This window comes from Dyadobacter linearis (assembly GCF_907165045.1).
In the GTDB taxonomy this organism is placed as follows: Bacteria; Bacteroidota; Bacteroidia; order Cytophagales; family Spirosomataceae; genus Dyadobacter; species Dyadobacter linearis.
This window is the reverse complement of record NZ_CAJRAU010000001.1, coordinates 361,104-384,782: the sequence shown is the minus strand read 5'-3', so window position 1 is coordinate 384,782 and position 23,679 is coordinate 361,104. Positions and strand designations below refer to the sequence as shown.

At 49.3% G+C, this 23,679-nt stretch carries 20 protein-coding genes; 1 reads left to right on the top strand and 19 read right to left on the bottom strand.

Annotation, left to right across the window (positions count from 1 at the left end; genetic code table 11):
* Window positions 1-4: 4 nt before the first annotated feature.
* The 9 genes from KOD92_RS27365 to KOD92_RS01355 form a co-directional block, all read right to left on the bottom strand.
* Window positions 5-430: a LytR/AlgR family response regulator transcription factor gene (locus KOD92_RS27365; protein ID WP_229254475.1), complete on the bottom strand. Its 426-nt coding sequence runs from the start codon at window positions 428-430 to the stop codon at window positions 5-7.
* On the bottom strand, window positions 405-1,757 hold the full coding sequence (locus KOD92_RS01390; RefSeq protein ID WP_215231732.1) for a sensor histidine kinase: 1,353 nt from the start codon (window positions 1,755-1,757) through the stop codon (window positions 405-407). The genes KOD92_RS27365 and KOD92_RS01390 overlap by 26 nt, the downstream gene beginning before the upstream one ends.
* 165 nt (window positions 1,758-1,922) lie before the next feature.
* Entirely contained in the window at window positions 1,923-4,535 is a 2,613-nt protein-coding gene (locus KOD92_RS01385) for an ABC transporter permease (RefSeq protein ID WP_215231731.1), read from the bottom strand.
* Entirely contained in the window at window positions 4,532-4,858 is a 327-nt protein-coding gene (locus tag KOD92_RS01380) for a PadR family transcriptional regulator (protein WP_215231730.1), read from the bottom strand. The genes KOD92_RS01385 and KOD92_RS01380 overlap by 4 nt, the downstream gene beginning before the upstream one ends.
* Window positions 4,859-5,020: 162 nt before the next feature.
* The gene (locus KOD92_RS01375; protein ID WP_215231729.1) at window positions 5,021-6,280 is read right to left on the bottom strand and encodes an MFS transporter; all 1,260 of its coding nucleotides are present in this window, start codon (window positions 6,278-6,280) and stop codon (window positions 5,021-5,023) included.
* Between the two features lie 163 nt (window positions 6,281-6,443).
* Window positions 6,444-6,812 carry a hypothetical protein gene (locus tag KOD92_RS01370; RefSeq protein WP_215231728.1) on the bottom strand — a complete coding sequence of 123 codons (369 nt, stop codon included), beginning with the start codon at window positions 6,810-6,812 and terminating at the stop codon, window positions 6,444-6,446.
* A 77-nt stretch (window positions 6,813-6,889) separates the two neighbouring features.
* Entirely contained in the window at window positions 6,890-7,693 is an 804-nt protein-coding gene (locus KOD92_RS01365; RefSeq protein ID WP_215231727.1) for an erythromycin esterase family protein, read from the bottom strand.
* Window positions 7,690-7,854 (bottom strand): hypothetical protein, encoded by a 165-nt coding sequence (locus tag KOD92_RS01360; RefSeq protein ID WP_215231726.1) that lies wholly within the window; start codon window positions 7,852-7,854, stop codon window positions 7,690-7,692. Before KOD92_RS01360 ends, KOD92_RS01365 begins: the two co-directional genes overlap by 4 nt.
* Before the next feature lie 104 nt (window positions 7,855-7,958).
* Window positions 7,959-8,495 carry a 2'-5' RNA ligase family protein gene (locus KOD92_RS01355; RefSeq protein ID WP_215231725.1) on the bottom strand — a complete coding sequence of 179 codons (537 nt, stop codon included), beginning with the start codon at window positions 8,493-8,495 and terminating at the stop codon, window positions 7,959-7,961.
* Between the two features lie 178 nt (window positions 8,496-8,673).
* On the opposite strand from KOD92_RS01355, the gene KOD92_RS01350 reads away from it, so the two are divergent.
* Window positions 8,674-9,228 carry a DUF1572 domain-containing protein gene (locus tag KOD92_RS01350; protein WP_215232607.1) on the top strand — a complete coding sequence of 185 codons (555 nt, stop codon included), beginning with the start codon at window positions 8,674-8,676 and terminating at the stop codon, window positions 9,226-9,228.
* A 22-nt stretch (window positions 9,229-9,250) separates the two neighbouring features.
* On the opposite strand, the gene KOD92_RS01345 is transcribed toward KOD92_RS01350, so the two are convergent.
* The 10 genes from KOD92_RS01345 to KOD92_RS01300 all read right to left on the bottom strand — a co-directional run bounded on the left by KOD92_RS01345 (window position 9,251) and on the right by KOD92_RS01300 (window position 23,618).
* Window positions 9,251-10,600, bottom strand: coding sequence for a sulfatase family protein (locus tag KOD92_RS01345; RefSeq protein ID WP_215231724.1), 1,350 nt, complete (start codon window positions 10,598-10,600; stop codon window positions 9,251-9,253).
* A gap of 13 nt (window positions 10,601-10,613) precedes the next feature.
* The gene (locus KOD92_RS01340; protein WP_215231723.1) at window positions 10,614-12,017 is read right to left on the bottom strand and encodes a sulfatase-like hydrolase/transferase; all 1,404 of its coding nucleotides are present in this window, start codon (window positions 12,015-12,017) and stop codon (window positions 10,614-10,616) included.
* 10 nt (window positions 12,018-12,027) lie between these two features.
* A complete protein-coding gene (locus tag KOD92_RS01335) occupies window positions 12,028-13,461 on the bottom strand; it encodes a RagB/SusD family nutrient uptake outer membrane protein (protein WP_215231722.1) in 1,434 nt (477 codons plus the stop codon).
* Window positions 13,462-13,481: 20 nt separating this feature from the next.
* Complete coding sequence (locus tag KOD92_RS01330; protein ID WP_215231721.1) at window positions 13,482-16,946, bottom strand: TonB-dependent receptor; 3,465 nt, start codon at window positions 16,944-16,946, stop codon at window positions 13,482-13,484.
* 15 nt (window positions 16,947-16,961) lie between these two features.
* Window positions 16,962-18,029, bottom strand: coding sequence for a FecR family protein (locus tag KOD92_RS01325; RefSeq protein ID WP_215231720.1), 1,068 nt, complete (start codon window positions 18,027-18,029; stop codon window positions 16,962-16,964).
* Window positions 18,030-18,222: 193 nt separating this feature from the next.
* Window positions 18,223-18,831, bottom strand: a complete 609-nt coding sequence (locus tag KOD92_RS01320; protein WP_215231719.1) for an RNA polymerase sigma factor — start codon at window positions 18,829-18,831, stop codon at window positions 18,223-18,225.
* 124 nt (window positions 18,832-18,955) lie between these two features.
* On the bottom strand, window positions 18,956-21,262 hold the full coding sequence (locus tag KOD92_RS01315; protein WP_215231718.1) for a serine hydrolase domain-containing protein: 2,307 nt from the start codon (window positions 21,260-21,262) through the stop codon (window positions 18,956-18,958).
* Between the two features lie 147 nt (window positions 21,263-21,409).
* Complete coding sequence (locus tag KOD92_RS01310) at window positions 21,410-22,081, bottom strand: porin family protein (protein ID WP_215231717.1); 672 nt, start codon at window positions 22,079-22,081, stop codon at window positions 21,410-21,412.
* Between the two features lie 47 nt (window positions 22,082-22,128).
* Entirely contained in the window at window positions 22,129-22,770 is a 642-nt protein-coding gene (locus KOD92_RS01305; RefSeq protein ID WP_215231716.1) for a hypothetical protein, read from the bottom strand.
* Between the two features lie 68 nt (window positions 22,771-22,838).
* Entirely contained in the window at window positions 22,839-23,618 is a 780-nt protein-coding gene (locus tag KOD92_RS01300) for a hypothetical protein (RefSeq protein WP_215231715.1), read from the bottom strand.
* Between the last annotated feature and the right edge of the window lie 61 nt (window positions 23,619-23,679).

The following is a 23,679-nucleotide window of genomic DNA, read 5'->3' as shown; positions in this document are numbered from 1 at the left end:
GCTGCTAGTCGGGGTGGGTGCTGTCCTTTAAAAAGTGCATCAGGTTTTGCAGCATTTTATTTTGCTGTTTTAATGCACGCTGCCGGGAAGCGCGTTCGACTGCCGTTTGCAGTTCGTCTATTGCGACAGGTTTTAGTAAAAAATCAATAGCGGAAAGTCGCAGTGCCTCGATCGCATACTGATCATAAGCGGTGACAAAAATCACCTCAAAATCGGAGGCTGGAAGGCTGCGCAGCCAGTCAAAACCGTTTTGGCCGGGCATTTGAACGTCCAGGAAAACGAGGTCGGGCTGGTGCGTATAGAGCAAACTGGTAGCCGAGCGCGGGTCCGATGCCGTCCCGTAAATAGTCACTTGCGGACAGTAAGTTTCGATCAGGATCCGGAGGTTGTCCAGATTTGATTGTTCATCGTCGATCAGTAGTGCCTTCATCAAACCATTGATTAAAAGTAAGCGTAAGACGCGCGCCTTTCGGGACAGTGTTTTGGATAGCAAGGTTAATCTGCCGCCCGGGATGGATTTGGTTCAATAGGCTGATCCGGTCTCGGGTCAGCTTTAAGCCGAGTCCGGAAACGGACGTTTTTTCCGTGATACCTTCGCCATTATCTTTCAGAATTATGACCATGTCGTGGCCCGATTTGTTAATCAGCAGCTCAATATGTCCAGCCTCTTCCTTCCCTGCAACTCCATGCTTTACCGCATTTTCAACGAGCGGCTGCAAGAGCAGTGCTGGGATATTGGTTTCATATTCGTTCACCCCAGGCTCCACTTTTATGTTATAACTAAATCCGAAACGCAGCTTTTCCAGTTTTAAATAAGTATCTAACGTCTGGATCTCCTCGTGGAGCGCGATTTCATTTTTCTGGCTGTGTACCAGTGAATCCCTGGTAAGCCGGGCGAAGTCGGACAGGTAAGCATTGGCTGCGCGGATATCCTGCTTATTGATCAGCGCCTGGATCGAGCTGAGCGCATTGAATACGAAATGTGGGTTCAGCTGTGCGTAGAGCGCTTTTAGTTCGAGCTGTAAAATGGATTTGTTGATTTCCGCGCGGCGACTTTTCCTTCGCTGACGAACAAATAACAGCAGCAATAGCACAAACACCAGGGACAAAATAGCGGCCAGTAAGCGAAAGGCGATCGTCTCGTGCCAAACGCGGGTAATCTCAAACGATAATTCAGCAATTTGCTGAGGCTGTGCGGTATAGCGGATTCGGATCTTGTAGTCTCCGTGAGGCAGGTCTTTCAGCCAAACAAAGGAATTAGCATACGCATTATTCCGCCAGGCAGTGTGCACCTTCCCATTCCGGGTAAGCTCATACTGGATTTGATTTCTTGCAAAAACACCTTCCTGCAAAGTGAAAACGAGGTTTGTGTTCGAAGACGGGATTTTTACTCCGGACGAAAAACTGCCCGGAGGATGCTGGTCAGCGAGCCACGGGGCCTGTAACTGCTGAAAAAGCTGATCGAGTGTTGCGGAGGTATAAATGCTCGTGATCTCAGGCTGAACCGGTTCCCAGGCGATAACCGCAGTAGATATGATCCGGCTGCGTTTCACCTCACGTACATCCACGATCAGCGCCGCCCCCAGAGCAGCCCGATACCCGCCCAGGTAGGCCATTTTCGGAAAGCCCGATGCCCGGATTTGAATAGAATCAGTGAATGAACTGATTCTATTCCAGGGAGCTACAACTTTTTTGCCCGGAAATTCTGAAACCTGAAATTCATATTCGACTGCATTGTCAGGACGAATTCCCTGCATAAAAAAGTGGACTTTCGCAGTATTGATAAAACCAGGATCTCATGGAATCGGATTTAGGATAGCAAAAGAACTGATTTTACGCAATTGATACGGCCGAAATGTGAATGCTGCGCGCGTCGCTGTGAACCTGGTTGTGTTGATATTGAATTTGATATTACCAAAAAGCTATTCGTTCCGCAGGCTTTTTACCGGATTCAGCAAGGCGGCTTTTATGGCCTGGAAACTAACCGTGACCAGGGTAATCGCCAGCGCGCCGAGCATGGCGGCAGCGAAGATCCACCACGAAAGCGTCGTCTGATAGGTGTAGTGCTGCAACCAGTCGTGCATGAAATAGTAAGCAATCGGGATCGCCAATATGCTCGCAATCACAACCAATATCACAAAATCCTTCGAAAGCATTTGCCACAAATTCGCCACCGAGGCGCCGAGCACTTTGCGGATTCCGATCTCTTTTTGACGCTGCTCGGCAAAGAACGAAGCCAGGCCGAAGAGTCCGAGGGAGCTGATGAATATCGCCAATCCGGCAAATACGCTGGAAAGTTGTCCGATCTGTTCCTCGGCTTTAAACTTTTGATCGTACTCGTCGCTGGCAAACTTATATTCAAAAGGACTGCCAGGGTTGTATTTCTTAAAAACGGGTTCAAGCTTCGCCAGCGCCTGCCGGGCGGTAAAGCTTAGGTTGAGCCGGATGTGAATAAAAGCGGCCCACTCTTCTTTTAGCATATAAATAGTCGGTTGAATAGGCATGAAAGGTGAGCCGGTCACCACGTCACGGATTACCCCGAGCACCGTATATTGTTCACTGTTCCAAGTGATATTTGTCCCTACCGGCGATTTCAATCCCATAAATTTGACAGCACTTTCATTGAGGACGATACCCAGTTTGTCGCCGGAGAACTGGCGGGAAAAGTCGCGGCCCTGCCTGAACTGCCAGCCAACCGTTTGTCCATATTCGTGCGTGACACCCACCGTCCCGAAATCGCCGAGCTGGTCAGGATCTTTGCCCGGCCAGCTGAAACTGGCGTCGCTACTCCAGACCTCCGCCGTCGGGCTGGAAGATTCGGCCATATTTACAGCCGCGCCCGTTTGCAGCAGGTCGCTGCGGAGTGCCTGATCGTGGCTGCGCAGGTCGGCCGTGGTCATAGGGACCGAAAGTAGCCCCGATCTGTCGAATCCTACCGGCCGGTCGCGCGCGTGCTGGATCTGGCGCAGAACAATGAGCGTGCCGATCACGAGCGTGATGGAAACCGTAAATTGAACCACAACCAATACCTGACGCGGCAATGCCGAAAATCGGCCGACAATAAAAGTGCCTCTTAGTACTTTTACCGGCTTAAAGCGAGATAGATACAATGCGGGGTAACTGCCTGCCAGCAAGCCCGTTATCAGCGTAAATCCTAATGCGAATATCCAGCTTTGCAAATTACCCCAGGGAAATGCGATTTGTTTGTCCGAAATCTGATTAAACCACGGTAAAAACAGCTGCACCAGTATTAATGCTACCACAAAAGCAAGGGTTGCCATCAATATGGATTCGCTGAAAAACTGGGCGACCAGCTGGGTGCGTACCGAACCGACCGCCTTGCGGATCCCCACTTCTTTCGCGCGTTTCTGCGACCGGGCAGTGGAAAGGTTCATGAAATTAATGCAGGCGAGGAGCAGTACAAATCCTCCGATAATGCCAAAAAGCCAAACAAACTGGATCCGCCCGCGCACCAGCACACCGTTTTCCCACTCCGAATACAAGTGCCAGCGGCTCATCGGGTGCAAAAATGCCCTCGGGCTAAATCTCGCTTCCTCTTTCGCATGCCTCGCTTTGATACCTTCAATTTTGGACGTTACCTGCTCAAAAGTCGTTTTTGGGGCGATCTGGACGAAAAGCAGGAATGAATTGTTTCCCCAGTTGGTTTCCGACCGTTTTACCCAGGGTTCTTCTTCCACAAAAAATTTCCAGGGCAGGAGAAAAGTGACGTCGCGGAATTCAGTCGTATGCGGCAGGTCTTCAAAAATACCTGTAACCTTAAAATGATTTTTGTTATCGACTTTGACGGTCTTATTCAGCGCGTTATCACTGCCAAAAAGGGCTTTTGCGACGGATTTCGACAGTAATATAGAAGTAGGATTGTTCAGGCTCATTGCCGAACCTTCGAGCATGCTGACGGACATCATCAATGGAAAATCGGCTTCCACACAATTACCTTTTTTGATCAGTTTATTATTACCAGCTGAAAGAATGCGGTTTTCCGTCCACGACGACAGGGAAATGCGGCTGAAATCACCGGCATATTCACTTTGCAGCGCCGCCCGCATCGGCAGCGGCGTCGCGGGCGTGGTGCTCGTAGTTCCGTTGTAGCTTTGGTGCTGCATCACCCGCGCAATGCGATTATAATTTTGGTGGTATTTGTTGAATGACAATTCGTCCCACATCCACAAGCCGATCAGGATCGCGGTGGTCATGCCGATGGACAGACCGACGATATTGATCGCTGAAAAAGCAACGTTTTTGGCAAGGTTACGCCAGGCGATTTTGAGGTAGTTCTGTAACATATCGGTACGGTTGGGTTTAGGGTATGGGTTTGGTTTTGATTTCATTAACACAGGATGCAAAAGGCTGAGTGTGTCGCAGATATATCTCCATTTCGCCTGTCGTAATCCTTCCGACTTTACCCGTTTTTGAAACAGCTCGTGCAGGTCGCCTTCGAGTTCGTCGAGCAGATGGGCGGCGCAGAGCCAGCGTAGGAGCAGGGTGGCCCAGCGGGGCGGTTGAGGTTGTTTCATGACCAGGCTATTTTAGGAATGTTGTCCCACATCTGATTACGCAGCTGCCTGGTTTCTTCCAGCGCCCGTCGCCCGGTGGCGGTTACATTATATAAGCGCTTACGGCGGCCGCCGCGCTCGGAGGTAACTCCGCCCATTTCAGATTTGACGAGGCTTTTTTCTTCCAGCCGGTGCAATGCAGTATGTACTGCGCCCAGGTTGACCGGGCGGCCGAGCTGCTGCTCGATTTCATCTACCACAGCCGCTCCGTACGCGTCCCCGATACGTATTGCGACGGCAAGTAAAACCACTTCTTCAAACTCTCCCAGGTAAGTACCTTTCATGTCTGCGGTATTAGTTATGTAAATGTCTGACAAATACCTTACCTAAGCAGAAAATGGCCTCTGGTGTGTTTTGAAGCGTTTTTTGATTTCCTAAAATGTCCGAATGCGGACAGAATTAAGTCCGGCTGCGAACAGTATTTTGGCTTTCAGGCTAATACAATCTCAAACCTGGGGGATCTCTTCGTTGATCTTTGGAGAAATCGTAATGGGCTGTTTCGCTTTCTTCTTTTTGAGATAGCGCACGTGCATGATACCGATCAGCAATGCCAAAATACCTTGTCCGAACACTGTCGCCTGCACGCCGATATGCTGAGATAAATAGCTCACGATCAGGCTTCCTATCGGCACGCCGCCCGAATAGGCCATTACGAAAATACTGATCACCCGACCACGCATCGCAGGAGTGACCATCGTCTGGATCATCGTGTTACTGATCGTGGTTTGCGACATCATCCCGAATGCACCGACGGCAATGAATGCGAGGGCAAGCGGGTACAAAGTGGTATACGAAAACAGGATCAGACCGGTACCGAAAACGAATGTGTTAATAGCGAGAATGCGGCTCAGGTTGGTTCCCGGTTTTAATGTGGCGAGGAAAATTGCGCCGGTCAATGCACCGAAACCGATGGCGCTGTCGAGCAGTCCGAATGTAGAAGCGGTGCCCCGAAAAACGTCTTTTGCGTAAATGGGCATCAGGCTGGTGAAAGGCAGTAACAGTAAGCTGACCAGCGCGAGCATGATGATAATGTATCGGATGTCGGGCGTCTGCCGGATGTAGGTCAGTCCTTCTTTGAGCTCGCCGAGTATGTTTTTAGTGTGTTTAATGGGTTGAAATTTCGGTAACCGGATCAAAAGCAGGGAGCTGATCACGGCTACAAAACTGATTGTATTCGCTGCGAAACAAACCACTTCGCCAAATCTCTCAATTGCAATACCCGCAATCGCAGGTCCAAGCAGCTTGGAGAGATTAACCATAGACGAATTGAGAGCCAGTGCATTAGGTAAATTCTTCTTGTCCTCTACCAATTCATAAACGAGAGACTGGCGCGCCGGCACGTCGAATGCATTGATGAGCCCGAGGACGACGCTGAGCGAGATGATCTCCCACACCGCGAAATTGTCGAAGAAAACCACCAGCGTCAGAGCCAGCGCCTGAATCATGGACAATATCTGGGTGACTACTAAAACCCGGTACCGGTTATAGCGATCGGAAACGACGCCGCCGAAAGGGGTAAGTACGGCCGACGGAAAAAGTGTAGCGAAAATGCTGACACCGAGCATGAACTTGGAGTGCGTCAGCGAGTAAATTACCCAGCTAACCGCCGTTTTCTGCATCCAGGTACCCAAAAGTGAAATTGTCTGCCCCGCGAAAAATAACCTGTAATTCCTGCTTTTGAATGCACTTAATGCTACTACTTCCATGAATTGTGTTGAGGTTTAACATCAATAACGCCGGAGCAGGTATTGTAGATTGCTTTTAACAAAATCTGTTCCTTGGGAGGGGAGGAAGGGAGGAAGGAGGAAGGAGGAAGGAGGAACGGAGGATGGGGCCGGGCAACTGGATTGTTGGCCGGCCCCTGATTATTTATTGTCCGGCTCTTTTTGTAGTTGGCTGCTGCGTTTTTTTTGCGTCGCCCTTCTTTAGGTTTCCGGTACCGGAGCTTTCGGCACTCGCTTTTTTGTGTTGCGCATTCACCCCACCGTTTTGCGGATTACTGGCACTTGAATCCTTTACGTTGATGTGCGTAGGCGGCGTGCCTGTTGTCGCCTGGCTTTTTACATTGCGCGTATTCCCGGTTCGCGACTGGCCTGCATTCGTTGTCGAGGCTTTTTGCTGCGAAGTATTTTGCGGAGTGTTTTGATTGGATTTTGCCTGCGGAGCGGTTGACTGCGCGTAAATTGTCCCGCCCGCAAATAGCAACATGGCTGCCAAACAGATTTTCAGATTTTTCATGTTATTTTATGGTTGATGAATAAAATTGCCGTGGATCTTTCCGGAGCAATTCGGGTGCAGTTATAAATACTGTTCCATCAACGCGATCCGGCAGAAGGTTTGGAAGCCGTGGTTTTTCTGATAAACAGGAGGGCGTCGAAATCGGAACCTGGCACGATCGGCAGCATTTGCGGTTCTTTCCAGTTTGAATAGATATTGGTAATATCTTTCGCTGACTTCAATGCAGCCGGCGCGCCATTGAAATCGACAAAGAATGCTTCAAGCTTCGCCCTGGCCAGCAGAGCCGAAAGTGAGTGTTCCTTCGCCGTAAAATCGTGACTTTCAAACTGTCCGTCGTTCAGTACATGCACGCTGCCGCTGTACGTATCCATACCTACCGCGTAATATTTCCCGCCGTAATGCGCTTTGAGGTGAAATCCCATTGCCTTATATTCCGCCATCGTCATGTCCTTGGCGATGTGCAGGTTATGCGACCAGAGAATACTTTTACGCTGATCCGATTTTTGAAATGTGATAAATTTTTCAGCCATTAATTCATCCCTCCCCAGCGGGTCTGCCCAGAACGTTTCGTCATCAAACCCTATCATTTTTACCTTTTCGCCGGGGGCCGCAGACGCGTTAAATTTCCTGAGCCAATCGCAGAGTCTCAATATTTCATCAGCATTATACAGTCCCAGCGAGCTCAGTGTACTTTTCAGGGTTCCTTCACCAGATTGAATATACTTGTTGAGAGGCTCAATAAAATTTGCGGGAGCTTCGAATGCGATCGTGCGGAAATTGTCCCGGGTTACCAGATATTGAATGATCCTGCGTTTCTGGAAAAAGAACTCCTGCGTCCCATGCGAAGCTTCGCCCAGCCCCACAATCATTTTATCTTTCAATATTTCAGATAGAAACGCAAGGTCGTTTTGCGTTGTATCCGAAGTAATAGGCTGCGCATTTTATTGATCCATTCCAAATCACTATCCTGTGCATTCACGCTGAAAGAGTGAAAAATGGACAACAATATGAAAAGCGGGAGAAAGTCTTTTTGTAACCTCATTCGTTTTGGTTTATATATAGTTTTATTTTATATATAAGACTAAAATATTTCTTGATCTACTTATTTTCGTTTTTAAATATTAGCGTGAGAGAAGACCAAACTTCCTACCCTTCAAATAAAACCGTATTCAAATAAGTCCACGGGCCGCCTTCGTAGCGCCACAAATGAATGCCGGTCACTTCGAAGCTGAAAGGATGAAAAGTTGGTGTAAGCTCGGCCTGCAAATTTTTGGCTACCGCAGAATCCACTTTGTTTTGTATCGTAATGTGGAAATTGCGCTTCTGCCGGTCCTGGTTCGTCAGCACGTCAGACCAGCGATTTTGCAGTGTTTTGTGCAGCGCGGGTAGCTCTGCCGAGATTATTTTGAAAGCTGTACCGTTGCCCAGCGACACGATGTTTTGGGCGGTAACTTCAAATGGGTGCAGTTCTTTTGCGAATTTTTCCAGATCTTCAAAGATGCGCGGCTCGTCTGGTAATGCGTGAAAAAGTGTCAGGTGTGCTTCGAGATAGTTGCGCTCGGGCGGGAAATTTTGCCGGCGCAGCTCGTTGAAATAGGTTTGGGCATCAGGCGAGATCACCAGCGTCGCTACCAGTGGTTTTTTGTCAGCTCCGTTTGCCGGGTTGTTTGTTTGGTCAATCAATGCTGTTTTATTTTAAATCTTTACTTTTCTATCCAACAATTGTTCCAGATCTTGATTGGAAAAGCTCCCTGGACTTTTAGCATTCCTTTCCGAAGCAACCGGCGGCGGCTTTCAAAATTGTTCCGATCTTGACATATTAGATCCAGACAAATCAAACACATTAAACAAACCTAAAAAAATGGCGGCGACCTACCTCACAAGTGCGATCAGGCAGTTTGAATATTATAAAATGCTCGGTGAAAAAGCGATTGCGCAGGTAACTGACGAAACGCTTTTCTGGCAGTATAATGAAGAGAGTAATAGCATTGCAGTCATCGTCAGGCACATAGCAGGCAATATGCTGTCGCGGTTTACAGATTTTCTGACGACCGACGGCGAAAAGCCCTGGCGAAACCGTGACGAGGAGTTCGAAAACGGTTTCTCAGACCGGGCGGAACTGCTGGCCTATTGGGAAAAAGGGTGGAGCTGTTTGCTTGATACGTTGCGCAATCTTACCGACGAAGAACTGGACAAGATCGTCTATATCAGAAACGACGGGCATACTGTAACAGAGGCGATTAACCGGCAATTGGCGCATTATCCCTATCACATCGGACAGATTGTAATGATAGCAAAAATGGCAGCCGGCTCGAACTGGGAAAGTCTTTCCATTGCCAGAAACAGGTCCACCGATTACAATGCGCGGAAGTTTGAAAACGAAAAGACGAAACGGCATTTTACCGACGATCTCTGAATATCAGCACAGCTTTTTACGGCTACTTCGCCTGTTCTTTCAGTGCGGCGTACTGCTCGCGCAGCTTTTTCAGATCCTTCTTATAGCGCGGGTCAGCAGCTACATTTTGTTTTTCAAGCGGGTCATTTTTCAGGATATAAAGCTGCTCGTAACCGTGCTCGGTGAATTGCATGTACTTAATATCTTTTTTCACAACCCCCTCAATCTTCGGCAGCCGGGGACTACCCATAAAAGTGTGCTCGTAAAAGAACGCGTCGCGCTTCCCCTGCTTTCTGGCCAGCAGATCGATACCCTGCATTTGCGGAGGTACCGGCAGTTTTGCAAGGTTCAGGATCGTGGGCGCGATGTCGATATTCAATGCGATACGCTCTTCTACGGATCCCGATTTTCCATTTCGGGGATCGTAAATGATCATTGGTACGCGAATGGATTCTTCAAAACCAAACCATTTTCCTTCCAGTCCGTGCTCGCCCAATGCAAATCCGTTATCACCCATAAAAATGATCACCGTATTATCTGCAACTCCCAGCGTTTCAAGCTGTTTACGCAGTTTTCCTACTACTTCGTCTACTCCCGTAATCAGGCGGAAATAGTCTTTCACCGTTTGCTGGTGCAGTTCAGGGGTAGAAAAAAGTGGTCGCCAGCGCTCGCGGGCGATGTTTTTGTCGGTGCGGAAAAAGTCAGGAAATGCATTCCAATAGGAGGGGTCGGCCGTTTCCGGCTGCGGCACACTGATATTTTTGTACAAATCCTTAAAACGCTCCTGAACCGGGTAAGTTGGCGGACTTCCATCCAGTTCGTGCGGCGCTTTGAAGCTCACTGAAAGACAAAATGGCGACTGTGTGCCGAATTTCCGTAAAAACTGATCAATTCCGTTCGCTACACTATCGGTATGATGGATAATAGAACCGTCGGCGCGTTTGTATTCGTAAGGCGGCTGACCTTTTCGGTTACATGCCCAAAAATCGAATTCCTGATCCGGCGGGTTGTCGCCGACGCCATATTTTCCCACAAAACCAATTTTATAACCCTTTGATTTTAAGAGCATCGGGTAAGTATTTGCCAATGCTGCCGGACTGAAATCCTGTGCGAAATCATCGATTTTATGGCGCGACATATATTGTCCGCTCAATATGCTGGCCCGGCTGACCGAGCAAATGGAGGTAGTTACGTACGCATTTTTGAAACGTATTCCCCGGTTAGCGAGCTGATCAAGATTAGGCGTTTGAATGTATTTATTACCCGTAACACCCAGCGCGTCGGCCCGGTGGTCGTCGGTGAGGAGGAAAATGATATTCGGACTTTGTGCGGCTGCCGGTTTTCCCAATAGGAAGGATAGGAAGAGAAAACCGAGAATTGTCAGTTTGTTCATATTGTTTCGCGCGTTACCGGATCGCTATTTTTTCCTTTTTATATAAAGCCTTAACGGCCGCCAGTTTTTTCTGATAGCGTTTTTCCCGCGCCACATCTTTCTTTTCTTCGGGATCTTTTCTGGTATCGTAAAGAGACTCGAAATTGTGCTCAGTATAGTTAAAATACTTGAAATCGGGCGATATTAATCCCTCCACTTTCGGCAGCATCGGACTCGCAAACACCGTATGTTCATAGAAAAAGTGTTTCCTTCCGGGTTGTTTCTTCTGGATCAGATCCAACAGGTTTACACCCTGCATGACATCCGGAACGGGCACGCCGGCCATATTCAGGATAGTAGGCGCGATATCGATATTCAGAACCAGCTGCTCCGCTTTTACATTCCGCAGTTTCGAATCAGATCGTAAATCATTGATGATCAGCGGCACGTGAATGCCTTTTTCAAATCCATACCATTTGCCCATCATCCCATGCTCACCCAGCGAAAAGCCGTGGTCGCTGGTATATACCACGATCGTATTTTCGTCCATTCCCGATTCCCGCAGCTTCGCGATCACTTTTCCCACAGCCTCATCCACACCGGTAAGCAGCCGGTAATAATTCTTCACATTCTCCTGAAACAGCTCGGGCGTAGAGAACAGACCGATCCACCGGCCGCGACCTATATTCTGGTTTGTTCTGAAAAAATCTGGAAAGCTGTTCCAATATTCGGGCGCAGCAGTGGCCGGTACGGGCATTTTCAAATCTTTATACAAACCCTTATATCGCTCCTGAACCATATAAGTGGCCGGATTTCCATTCTGTCCGTCGACTTCGTGTGCTGCCGTGAAAGATAATGCAAGGCAAAACGGCTGATCCGATTTCTGCTTGTCGAGGTATTCTAGCGCCTTTTTAGCGATATTATCCGTCTGGTGCAAACCGTCTTTGGTCATCCACGGAATCTGCGCGTCCCAATGGTCGAAGTACTGGGTCGGTGGCGTTTTGCCGACTCCCAGAAAACCGATCTGCGCCGTTTTATAACCCGCTTTTTTCAATACCATCGGGTATGTATTCCGCATTGCCTCATCCGAAAAGCCCGTGGTGAAATCGTTGATCTTGTGGCGCGCGCGATGTTGTCCGCTCAGGATACTCGCCCGGCTCACGGCGCAGATCGCCGTTGTCACATACGCATTCGTAAACCGGATCCCGCCTTTTGCAAGCTGGTCCAGGTGCGGGGTCTGGACAAACGGGTGACCATTAATGCCCAGGGCCTCCCCACGGTGACTATCTGCAATGATAAAAACGACATTGGGATGTTTGGAAGCAGTTTTGGCTGCCTGAGCTATTGCCTGTTCTTGCATTATTAAACCTAAAAACAGGAACAACAGGCTTGTGCGCCATTTCAGTTTTTGCAACATTTCACGATGTATTTTTATCATTACCAAAAAATTAATAGCCCGTATTCTGGTTGAGTTTATTGATCAGGATCTGCTCGCTCGGGATCGCAGCGAGTACCTGTGCGTCAGGCGCTTGCTTACCATGTGCACGCATTACTTCCAGCGCGCGACCTCTGCGAACCAGATCATACCAGCGCTGATTCTCGAAGCAAAATTCGAGCATTCTTTCCTTTTCGATCAGCATATCGAGCTGCGTTTTGGCCAGGCCGGCAGCAGGTTTCAGTCCGGCCCTTTCCCGCACCTGATTCACGAATGGAATCGCCTCGGCGGTGCGGTTGAGGTTATTCAAAACTTCGGCGTACATCAGCAGAATATCCGAATAACGCAATACCGGAAAATTGTCACCAGCCCAGTTGAGTGCCGCGGTTTGTGGTGCTTTGTATTTCGCGCAATAGGGGAGATCAGCCACGATACCATTCCAATCCGGGCCGCGCCAGTAAGCAATAGACACACTTTTACGCTTATCGCCCACCTCGAAAGACTTGATCAGATCCTGACTCGGGCGCATATTCCCGGCCAGCGAAAGTGCGATATTCGGCCGGTTCGTCACTTCGCCTTTGGAAGTATAAGGTGCATTGAAGAAGATAAACTGGTTGGATAAAGCCGCCGCCGCTTCGGAGTACTGGACTGAAAAGAGGGTTTCCTTGTAATCCTTATTTGCCGGATCAAATACATTTTTATAGTCAGGCAGCAAGCTAAATTTTCCCAGATCAATCACCTTTTTGAGCATAACCTCGGCAGCCGGGTAATTTTTTGTGGTCAAATATACCTTTCCTAAAAGTCCCAGCGACGCGCCGTAATTGACGCGTCCGTTTTCTTCCACGGTCGTCGCAGCTTCCAGGTGCGTTTGCGCTTTTGTCAGGTCTTCCGTGATCAGCGCGTAAATATCTGCCACGGGAGATCGTTTGATATTCACCGCCTCCAAACCTGTAACGGGCTCAGTGACAACCGGTACGTCGCCAAATTGGCGAACGAGGTTAAAGTAATACAAAGCGCGCAGGAAGTACACTTCACCCGAAGAGCGGCTTTTCAAAGCCGGGTTGCTCCAAACATGCGAGCCGCCTTCAAGCACAGAAATAGCTTTATTGCAGTTATAAATGCCTTTGTACGAAAAATTCCAGAAATCGTCGAGCGCGAGATTGTCCGAGCCGGCTATGACCGCGTCCATCCGGTCGGTCGTGAAATCGCCGGCTACACTGCTCGTTTGCTGATCCAGAACGTCAGATTTCAGCTCGGAAATAACCCAGTGGGTGCGCTTTTCGATATCTCTCAGCGAGGTGTAGCAACCATTTACCAAAGTGATTATTTCTTCATCCGAACTATAAAAATTGCCTTCATTGAGGCTGGTTTCAGGATATATGTTCAGGAAATCTCCCGAGCAGGAATATAGGCTCAATACCAGTCCTGCTAATATGATTTTCTTCATGATCTGCTGTTTTAAAAGTACTAAAACTGAATGTTAATGCCGGCGGTCACAGTGCGCGGGATAGGGTAGCTACCCATATCGTAACCCGGCACGAGGGTATTGTCCATATTGGAAGCCTGTCCCTCCGGGTTTGCCCCGGTGTACTTGGTAAAAGTGGCGAGGTTCTGCACACTCATGTACACCCGGAGGTTACGGTAATAGCGCTTTTGACCAAACACATCCGAGGGAATAGTGTAGCCCAGCGTCATATTCGTAATCCGCAGGTAGGAAGCGTCTTCCAGCCAGATCTTGTCATTCACCCGGTGCACCGAATTCGGCCCGAACGCGTGGATACCGTCGCCCGGATTTTCATCGCTTCTCCACCGGTTCACCCATTCTTTTCCGATATTGAAAAAGCCTTGCAGGTTGTCGGTAGTCTGGCGCATTCCGTTCATTACGTACCCGCCATATTGCCCGTTCACATTTACAGCCAGGTCGAAATTCTTGTAGTTTACTCTGTTGGAAAGTCCGTAAATGAAGTCTGGATGCGGACTGCCCAGATCCTGGTAATCGATCATCTCATTCACAGTTCCGTCACCATTCAGGTCGCGGTATCTCGGGTATCCTGCCGTCGCGCCGGGATATTTGGCTACGGCTGGATTGTCTATATCAGCCTGAGAATAAACACCTTCCAGCACAAATCCATAAAACTGCCCGATCGGCTTACCCACGATCGAAACGTTGGTAGGCCGGGAGTCCATGCTGCCGGACAGAATGCGGTCGCCGTTTTCGTTGGTAGCCAGGATTTTATTGCGGTTAAATGCGACATTGAAATTAATATCCCAGGTCAATTGTCCCGAAACGGGCGTGGCGTCGATACCCAGTTCCAGCCCGCGGTTGCGGACACTTCCTTTGTTTACCAACTGATTGTTAAAACCGGTAATCGCCGGAATCACGTCGTTCAGCAGCATATTGACGCTTTTCCGGTGATACAGATCGGCGGTGACGGAAAGTTTTCCCTTGAACAATGCAGTTTCAAGTCCCAGATCGAACTGTTCGGATTCTTCCCAGCCCAGAAAAGGATTGAACAGACTGACGGTGGCGGCGGAAACCGTATTGTTGTTAAACACATACTGGCCCATATTCACATTCGACAAATGCGAGTAGTTACCAATATTGTTGTTTCCGCTTTTTCCATAGCTGGCGCGCAGTTTCAGGTGGTCAATTGCCGGAATTGCTTTGATAAATTCCTCATCAGAAAGCTTCCAGGCTATTGCCGCGGAGGGGAACAATGCGAAACGGTTGCTGGTACCAAACCGCGAGGAACCGTCACTGCGCAAAGTGGCCGTGAACAGGTAGCGATCTTTATAGGAATAGTTCAGGCGGCCGAGATAGGAGATCATACTCCATGTATCGACCGATTCGCCCCAGCCTGTTATGCCCGGCGCCGCATTGATCGTCTCGATCAGATCATTCGCGTACGGACCTGCATTCAGATTGACGCCGTTACCTTTTGATTTTTGCGTAGTATATCCCGCCAGAATGCTCAGATTATGGTTTTCGAGTGTTTTGGAATAGGAAGCTGTGTTCTCGATCAGCCAGTTAAAGCTATTCCCAAACGACCGGTTTGAAGCGCCGCGGCCCGGAGCCGGCGGGTTGTTGGAGCCTCCGATCGTGCTTGGAAGATATTGCTTGTATTGAGAGACAGAAACAACGGTACTGATCGCGCTACGCAGTTTCAGATTCTCGATCGGAGCCCATTCCAGCGCCGCATTTCCCAGGTTACGAAGTTCCTGATAGTTGCGTTTGCTTTGTTCCAGAATATACAATGGATTGGCAAAACTCCATGTACTGTTATAAATGCTTGCGGGCGTGGTAATGTAAGGCTTAATGTTCCCCTGCTCGTCGTACGGCGTCATTACCGGATTGGCCCAGAGCGAAATCCCGGTTACGTCAGGATCCCTTCCCGCTCCGGTCTGCGCTCTGTTCTGGTCGATAAATGTGGGCCTTACACTTGCCTGCAAAGTGACATTTTTCAGGATTTCGCTCTGGAAGCCGAAATTGGCCGAATAGCGTTTGATACCCGTATGTTTGATCGTTCCTTCCTGACTGAAATAACCGAATCCAAAGTTGAGCCTCGACTTCTCCATTCCTTTTTGAATATCGAAGTTGTGGTCCTGGATGAATGCAGTTTGCAGGATCAGGTCGTACCAGTTGGTGCCGGTATTATTGAGCTTGTCGAGGTCGCGGTAGGCTTCGGGATAATCTTCAATGGTCGCCGCCCTTTTTTCTCTGGTACGCACCACGTAATTGATCCGGTCGCGCTGGTATTCGGCGAATTCTCTTGCATTCAGCATTTCGGGGCGGCCTCTTTGCGGCACGCTTTGCAAACCTGCATAGGAAGAGAAGTTGACCTGGCTGGTATTTTTTCCGGGGTTTTTGGTGGTGATCATAATTACGCCATTCGCCCCGCGCGACCCGTAAATCGCCGTGGAAGATGCGTCTTTCAGGATGGTTATTTTGTCAATATCATTCGGGTTAATGAAGGTAAGGGGGTTGATGTTCTGGTTGAGTCCCGATGAATAGGGCATTCCGTCGATCACGTACAAAGGCTCATTTCCCGCACCCAGCGAACCGCTTCCGCGTATTTTCACAGAGGTACCTGCGCCCGGCGCACCTGATACCTGCTGGATCTGAACCCCGGCAACCTGCCCCACCAGCTTCTGATCAATGGAAGCAACCGGTAAGTCCTTGATCGCTTTGGCGCTCACTTCGGAAACAGCCCCGGTCAGGTCGCTTTTCTTGACAGTACCATATCCTACCACCACTACTTCTTCCAGAGATTTGGTGTCCGTAAGCAACTTTACTTCCAGCGTGGATTGGTTGCTGATATTGATTTCCTGATTTAAATACCCCACAAAAGAAAAAACGAGAACGGCAGAACCGTCGGGAATATCCATTGAAAATTTACCCTCAATATCACTGATCGTACCCCGCTGCGAACCTTTTGCGATAATACTTACCCCCGGCAGCGCCTCGCCGGATTCGTCGCGGACAATGCCCGAGATAGTCCGGTCGGCATTGCGGCGGCTGTCGTCGGTTACTGCCGGTTCGGCTGGAACGGTCACTTCCGAAGCATTCCGCTCCGTTTTAATGAGCACGATCTGGCTTCCTACTTCTTTGTAGCTGATATCGAGCGGCGTCAGCAAATGGTTCAATACCACCGAGAACGGTTCGTTTTTCAGATTCACCTGAACCTTCTTTTTTAACGGAATGGTCCTGGAATTGTAAGAAAACTTGACTTTTTCGGCGGCTTCGAGTTGTTTCAGCGCGGTTTCCAGGCTGATATCCTCGGCCCGGAAACTAATTTTCTTGTCCAGAATATTCTGGCCGATCACCGGAGCGCCGATAACGAGACCGGAAAACAGGATGGCCAGGAAGAGTTGTTGCATTGACTTGGACACAATCTGGTAGTATAATCGTTTTTGGGTCAAGGATTTTTTCATAGTCAGGCATTAGGTTTAGTTACATCCGTTTGAATAAATGGTAAGCTGGTCGCCCAGGAGCTCGTACCGGGTTTCTCCTCCGGCGCTTTCACAAATGATCTTCAACTTGTGCTGTAAAGGCAAATCGCTTAATGAGGTCGAGAGATAGCAGTTTTTCAAAACCTCTTCCGGGTAAGTTACTTTCAGGCCGTAGGCGAGCGCGATCGTTTCCAGGATCTTGCTGATCGGGGTATCTTCAAAATCAAACTGTAACTGTTCGATCGGTACGGTTACATTGGGGGCGGCGATAACGGGTTTTTCAAAAGTGGCCTCATGGCGTACAAACCGGATCGATTCGTTGGGATGCAGGGAAATTTCCTGCGGTGATCCGGCTTCGACAGGGTTTTTTCTTGAAACCTTCACCTGTCCAGTCCGCACGATCACTTCTACATCAGGCTGGTTACTGTAAGCTTTAATGCGAAAGCTGGTACCCACTACACGCGTCACGATCTCATTGGCATACACAAAAAACGGTCGTGAAGGATTTTTGCTGATCTCAAAAAAAGCTTCGCCGGTGAGTGATACTTTCCGTTCGGTTTCGTTAAAAACAGTAGGGTAGTCCAGCTGGCTTCCCGGTTGCAGAATCACCGAGCTGCCGTCTTCCAGCATCACCAGTACCGGCGTTTTTGTATTATTGCGCCGCACCGCGATCTTTCCTTCGGACAATTCTTCCGTCGCTACTTCACGGATTTGGGGTTGATTTAAAAAATGCCAACCCAGTCCGACCGCCAGCAGCAATACAGCAGCCGCTGCCAGCATGCGTGCAAATTGTTTCCATTTCACAACCGGCGCCTGAGCTTCGACATTATTGATCTTTTGCCAGGTTGCCTGCAATGCATCTTCCGTCTCCAACTCGGACACGTCAGTTTCCTTGAAATTCATGGCCAGCAAAACCAGTTGCGCCTCGCGGGCCAGCCTGGTTTCTTCGGTATCCGATTTCATCCATTGTTCCCAACCGGCATCGTCAATACCTTCTCTTACCCAGCGGCGAAACGAGGGATCTTGCAAATAATCTTCCAGGAGCAAATGATGTTTGCGTTGCATTGAAACAGGTTATGATTTGGGAGAGGACGGGTTTGGCGGGGGATACTCAGGGGGACGGTTTTTTTTGGGGGAGGAAAGGGAGGAAAGGGAGGAACGGAGGAAAGGGAGGAAGGAGGAAAGGAAGGAAGGAGGAAAGGGAGGAAAGGGAGGAAGGAGGAAAGGGACGAAACAACCACCGCATGCCGCAGAGCGGCTACACATCGGTAGAAAGGCAGTGTGTGAGGACAAGGAGAATCATCAGTTGGGGTATTTCGCCTTTCCAGAGGTTGCGGAGTTGTTTGATGGCGCGGTGGAGGAGGTTGGAGACAGATTGCGTGTTCATCTGCATCATTTCCGCGATCTGATCCACGGAAAGCTGCTGGTAATAGCGCAGGTAAAGTGCCTCTTTCTGGCGGGGAGAGAGTTGGTTGATCGCGGCGTTGAGATACGTTACCTGCGAGCGCATTTCTTCATTTGTGATCAATTCATCCAAAACTGTGAACGAGGCGGAGAATTCAACGTGCTCAATATCAGTCGCATGCTTGAAGATCTGGTCGCGTTCCAATTTCCGGGCAATGCGTTTTCGTAAACCGGAGAGCAGGTAGGCTCGCACTGAGTCAGGCGTGCTGATAGTTTTTCGGTAAAGCCAGATATCCGCAAAAACATCCTGAATGCAATCGCCGACTATATAATGATGTTGCGTGATTGACTTTCCATAGCTCACCAGGGAAACATGGTATTTCATGAAAAGAGAAGAAAAAGCTTTCTCACTCCCACTTTTCATTTCACTCCACAAATCAGCATCACTTATTACCGGGGGCATTTGGTATCTGGAAAGTCGTACGCCTGGAAAAGAGAGAAATAGGGGAATACTAATAACTTTTTAGATTATTTTTAATATTCCCCTCATCCTGTCGATGTTGCATTTGGAAGACAAACTTAAAAGATCATTTTTTTCGGGATATGATGGGAATGTTAACTTTTCGGTTCCTGACGTGCATGGACGCCGTCATCGCTGCGGACTCAGTTTTTTGTATGTTGATAAGTTCAAGGTGCGGAGAAAGGGCTTTGTTGAAATCAATATTGCCGATGGGGAATTTGATAAATTTCGAGGTGACAAACGAAGGCATACCGTATGTCGGGAACAAATCAATTCCTTTCCAGTCGTGCGCCTGTGATATCGCATAAATACTGTCCGGCGCCAATCCCGCACCAACACCTGCATGGTCGGTCAGCCAGTCTGTCTTAACGTCCGATTGACCGGTTGAATTAAATGAAACGATATATCCGAAACCGCCGGCGTCGAATTGAAACGAGGTAGAATGGCTCGGCAGCCAGCCTCCTTTGCCTGAAACGAAATTATTGAGATACTCATTGGGTGCGGCGGGATTGCGGAGACTGCCATAGTCAAAGCCGTGGTAACCGTGCACCGACGCAGCAGGATTTGGATTTGATTTGATACGTGAAGCGATGAATGTGTTTCTGCACCACGTTTCCAGTGTGGTTTCGGAAAATACCGCTTTTTCATCGGTAATACTGAACGCTGCCACAAGTCTTGCAATGTCAGTAACCGCTGCCGACAGGCCGCCGCAACCTTCCATCAGCTCATAATTAAGTCCGCCATAATGCCCCGGAACAAGCGGCCGCGCGTCGCTGAATTTGCTGTACCATACTTCCATTGATTTGGCCATATCTTCCCATTCATTGTATTTTCCAGCTTTCAATGCCGGTTTTACATTCACGACATGGTGCCTCGCCTCATCGGCAGCCTGCTGAGACTGGATCGAGCGACTTCCCCTCACGCGGGTCATTTTCAGGGGCGTCAATACCAGTTCTTTCAGGGCTGCCTCAAAATTCACCGAGTTGCTCACTTTGGCGATGATCAGGCTTAAAAGAAAATAGTCGGTATTGCCGTAATTAACGTTTGTGTGGCTGCCGGGATCTTTTTCACCCAGCTCTTTACCGGCAATATAAGATGCAAGCTGCCACGGGTTACAGGGCAGCGCAGCTCCAAATGCCGTCACTGCCTCTAAATCATGCCAGATCAGGTCCTGATCGATCGATGAACAGCTTTCCAGTAAGTCCTGAACCAGGATATTTCCAAAACGCGCATCGGCAGGTTCGCCTCCGTCTGGTTTTTTTAGTTTCAAAACCTCCTGCATGGTTGTGTCCAGCGCAAAAAGTGATCCGTCAGGTAGCTTGGTGCCTAGTTGTATCAATCTATAAATTGCTGCCGCTACAAAAGTTTTGGAAACACTCGCCTGCCGGAAGAGCGTGGTTTCCTTGTGTTCGGGATAGCCGGGTTCGGCGTAAGTATAGCCCGCAGCGTACACCAGCCGCGGACCCTGTGTGATCGCCAGCGAGGCGCCGCGGATCGCGTGGTCTTTGATAAAGCGCAGCATCGCATTGTCGATCCCCTCGACTTTGGGCGCATTGTGACTGACGGAAACCCTGGGCACCCGCGCTACCGACCGCTCACTGTCGGCGAAGACAACCGAGTATTTCGTGAAAAGGAGTAGTTCCGTCTGTACTGAAACGCTGATCGGTATAAGTCCCTGGTTAATCCGCTCGGTCATCTCCTTTTCGTAAGCCTCTGGCGTAAGGTTGATGCGCGAAACCCATCCGCCGACCTGACTATCCAGGAATAACTCAAAAAAGCGATTCCCTGGCGCCGCCGAGATCTCAACCGGCCGGCCGCCCTGGCTTGTGATCGCATTGAACATCGCCTGAATATCGTCAGGACTCCGGAGCCGGCTCGCAGCTTCCACGTTCCAGGTTACGCGGGCTGTGTTCTTATGCCAGACTGCAACCAGCTGGGTATCAAATGTGTTACCATAAGCATCGAACGAAACGGGAATATAGCCGTCGTGCCAGAAGTGATAGTTCAGGCCGGCCATTTGATCGCCTGTACCCAGGATGCCGTAACGCACGATCGGCTTGTCGGTCATTGGTTTGAAGCAGGCTGCGAAAAGTGGCTTTTTAACCGTTCCGGTGGCAGTAACGAGATAGACGCCATATTTTTGCTCCCACATCTTGTCGATCTTATCGGAAAACTCCGTCGCCGTCATCCGGTCTTCCTGAATTTCATAATGCAGGGTCGGACGCTTGATCATCACCGCGGTGTAAAGGGGATTTTCAACAGTGCCGATAACCGACAGACAGATTGTTCTGTAATGGGCTGCCTTTGCTTTGGCGGTCTCGATTTGGTGGCTGGCGTGTGAGCGGCCATACCAGTGAATGATGTCAACGGGCATACAGTTGGGGAGCGATTTGTTGGTTGAATACTATATTTCAGGAGAATACTAATATAGTATGCAGTTATCCAGCGCGCCGAAAAATTGATCTAACGGTACGTTACATACCAAATCAAGCCTTTTTGCCTTCCAATTTGTGTTTGCCTTCTATTTATCTTTCTTACTAAAAAAATAAAAATGCAGCCCGCCCATTCCCGTGTGGTTGTACATACTATTGCCCGGCGCGTAAATGCCTTTGTCGGTGACCCGGGCTATGCTGGTAGGGCAGTAGTTGTAGCGGGCGTGGAGGCCAAGTCCAAACGAGAAGGTGTATTCTAGACCTATTACCGCTGAAAAGACAGGATCTGTTTTGTAATCCGACCTTACATCGTACTTGCTTCCGAAGCGGCTGCTGCGGCGGGCAGTCACGAGACGGTTAAGCTGCGGCCCGAACACGAGACCCAGTCCACCTAATTTTACGCGCAGCAGCAGTGGTACCATCACCACCCCCAGCGTCTCGGCAACGTCGGGCTCGTCGGTGGAATTGGAGCTGTTGAATTCCTCTTCGGCGGAGAACCACTCATATCCGGAAGTTGAATAAAGTACTTCCGGCTGGATCGTGAAGAATCTTGATAGCCTCACATCACTCGTGATCCCGGCGTGGAAATAGATGGTTTGAACCGCATTCCGGATCTTGTAGTTATGTGCTGAAAAGTAATTTTCCCCAACGAGCGTAGGCGCATTCAGTCCGGCTTTTACACCGACCCGCACCTGGCCTGTACATTTGGAATAAATGAACAGTGCTATAATCAACAGTTTGATAGGTAGGTACTTATTCATAAGAAAGTAAGATAAGAATGTGGGATAAATTGCCTCTTGTCCCCGATTCAGTATTCCCGATCAGTGTCGACTTTCAGCTTGTAGACCAGGAAGCGGTTGGCCTGATCGCCTTCCTGCGCACCATTGATATCTTTCGCAAATCCATTGACGAGGCAGTCGAGCAGGATCGGTTTCAGGTATTTCTGAATGCCCGTTTCGGTTCGTAAAATGGCGATCGCCTCTTCCTCATCGGAACTGATGGACAGAACGGTTTCGGGCGTGAGATATCCTGTAATTTCCTGTGTAGAGAACCGGGAATCGGGTGTTTCATTGTAATATGAAACGTGGATCGCATTGTCGGTAGATACGATCGGGTTGACTGAGAACTGCGTGCTGAAAGTCTGTTCGTCGACTACTTCCTTTGTATTCGGCAGGATCAGATCGGTTTTATCAATGTAAGCACGTGCGGTTGAACCGGGGAAGTTGCCGCGTTCGGCCATTCGTACTATATACATTCTTCCGTCCACTTCGTCGCGCACGTAAAAATCTACTCTCGCAACCCCTCCGAGCACGATTTCCATCAAGATATAGTCGACCTTGCCGGAAATCGTCTCCTTCACGATCGGTACCGGTTCCTCGTTTTTGCAGCCGCCGAAAAGCAGCAGACCTACTATAAGTACCAGAAGCTTTGAGGTGAAAAGACCTTTCATAGAATGAAATTGAGGTATTGAGTCAGAGAATGCGGCGAAGATTATAGAGGGTAAGATATAGTTGTTGTTTAATCAATTGCGAATGCAAATGCGTCGGCGGATGTAGAGCCGGTGGATGGTTTTCCGGTGAAAAAGTATTCTCCCGGCAGCAGCTTTTTGCTCGGTGTTATTCTGAAAATCCCGTTACCGAGTTTTGAAATGTCGAGGGTGATCACATCTTCTCCTGTTTTTACACCCGAAAAAGTCCCTGCTTTCATCGTAGCGACTTCACGCTTTCCCCGCACTACTTTTAATTTATACAACACGAGCTCGGGAAGTACTTCGCTGCCGGTATTCATTGCGAAAACGGCGTTATCGTCAGCCGTAAGGCGCAACGCGGATTTGGCACCTTCCACCTGGAAGAGGATACTTGCGCCAAATGGCCCTTGCTTGGTCCGAATGCCCGCTACCATCTTTTCCAGCGCCCTGGGTTCCGCCGCAGACGGACTATAATAAACGTGGTTCAGCAGTGAAAGCGCGGGACCTTCGGGCTTCTTGGCTACGGGTTCTTTCTTTTCCGGTTTGGCAGCGGCAGTTGCGGGAGCAGCAGCGGTTGCAGTTTTTCCGGCCTGCTTGTCCATCATCGCCTTGATAACCAGATCGTCCACACCCGACTTTTTGAGGGCGACGAGGCCGGTGGCGGTTACATTGAATTTGCAAACCGAGCTTTCAATGCTGGAAAGGATGATATCCGGGCCGAGACCAGACTTATGCATTTCGATCACACCTGCGTTTGTGAGTACCGTGCTGGCAGTTTGTGCACGGGCAGCAGACACGAAAACCACTACTAATGCGGTTAAAACGAGCAATCTTACAATTTGAAAAGGAGAATTAATTGACCCTCCATGGCCGCTGATGTTGTCAGATTTA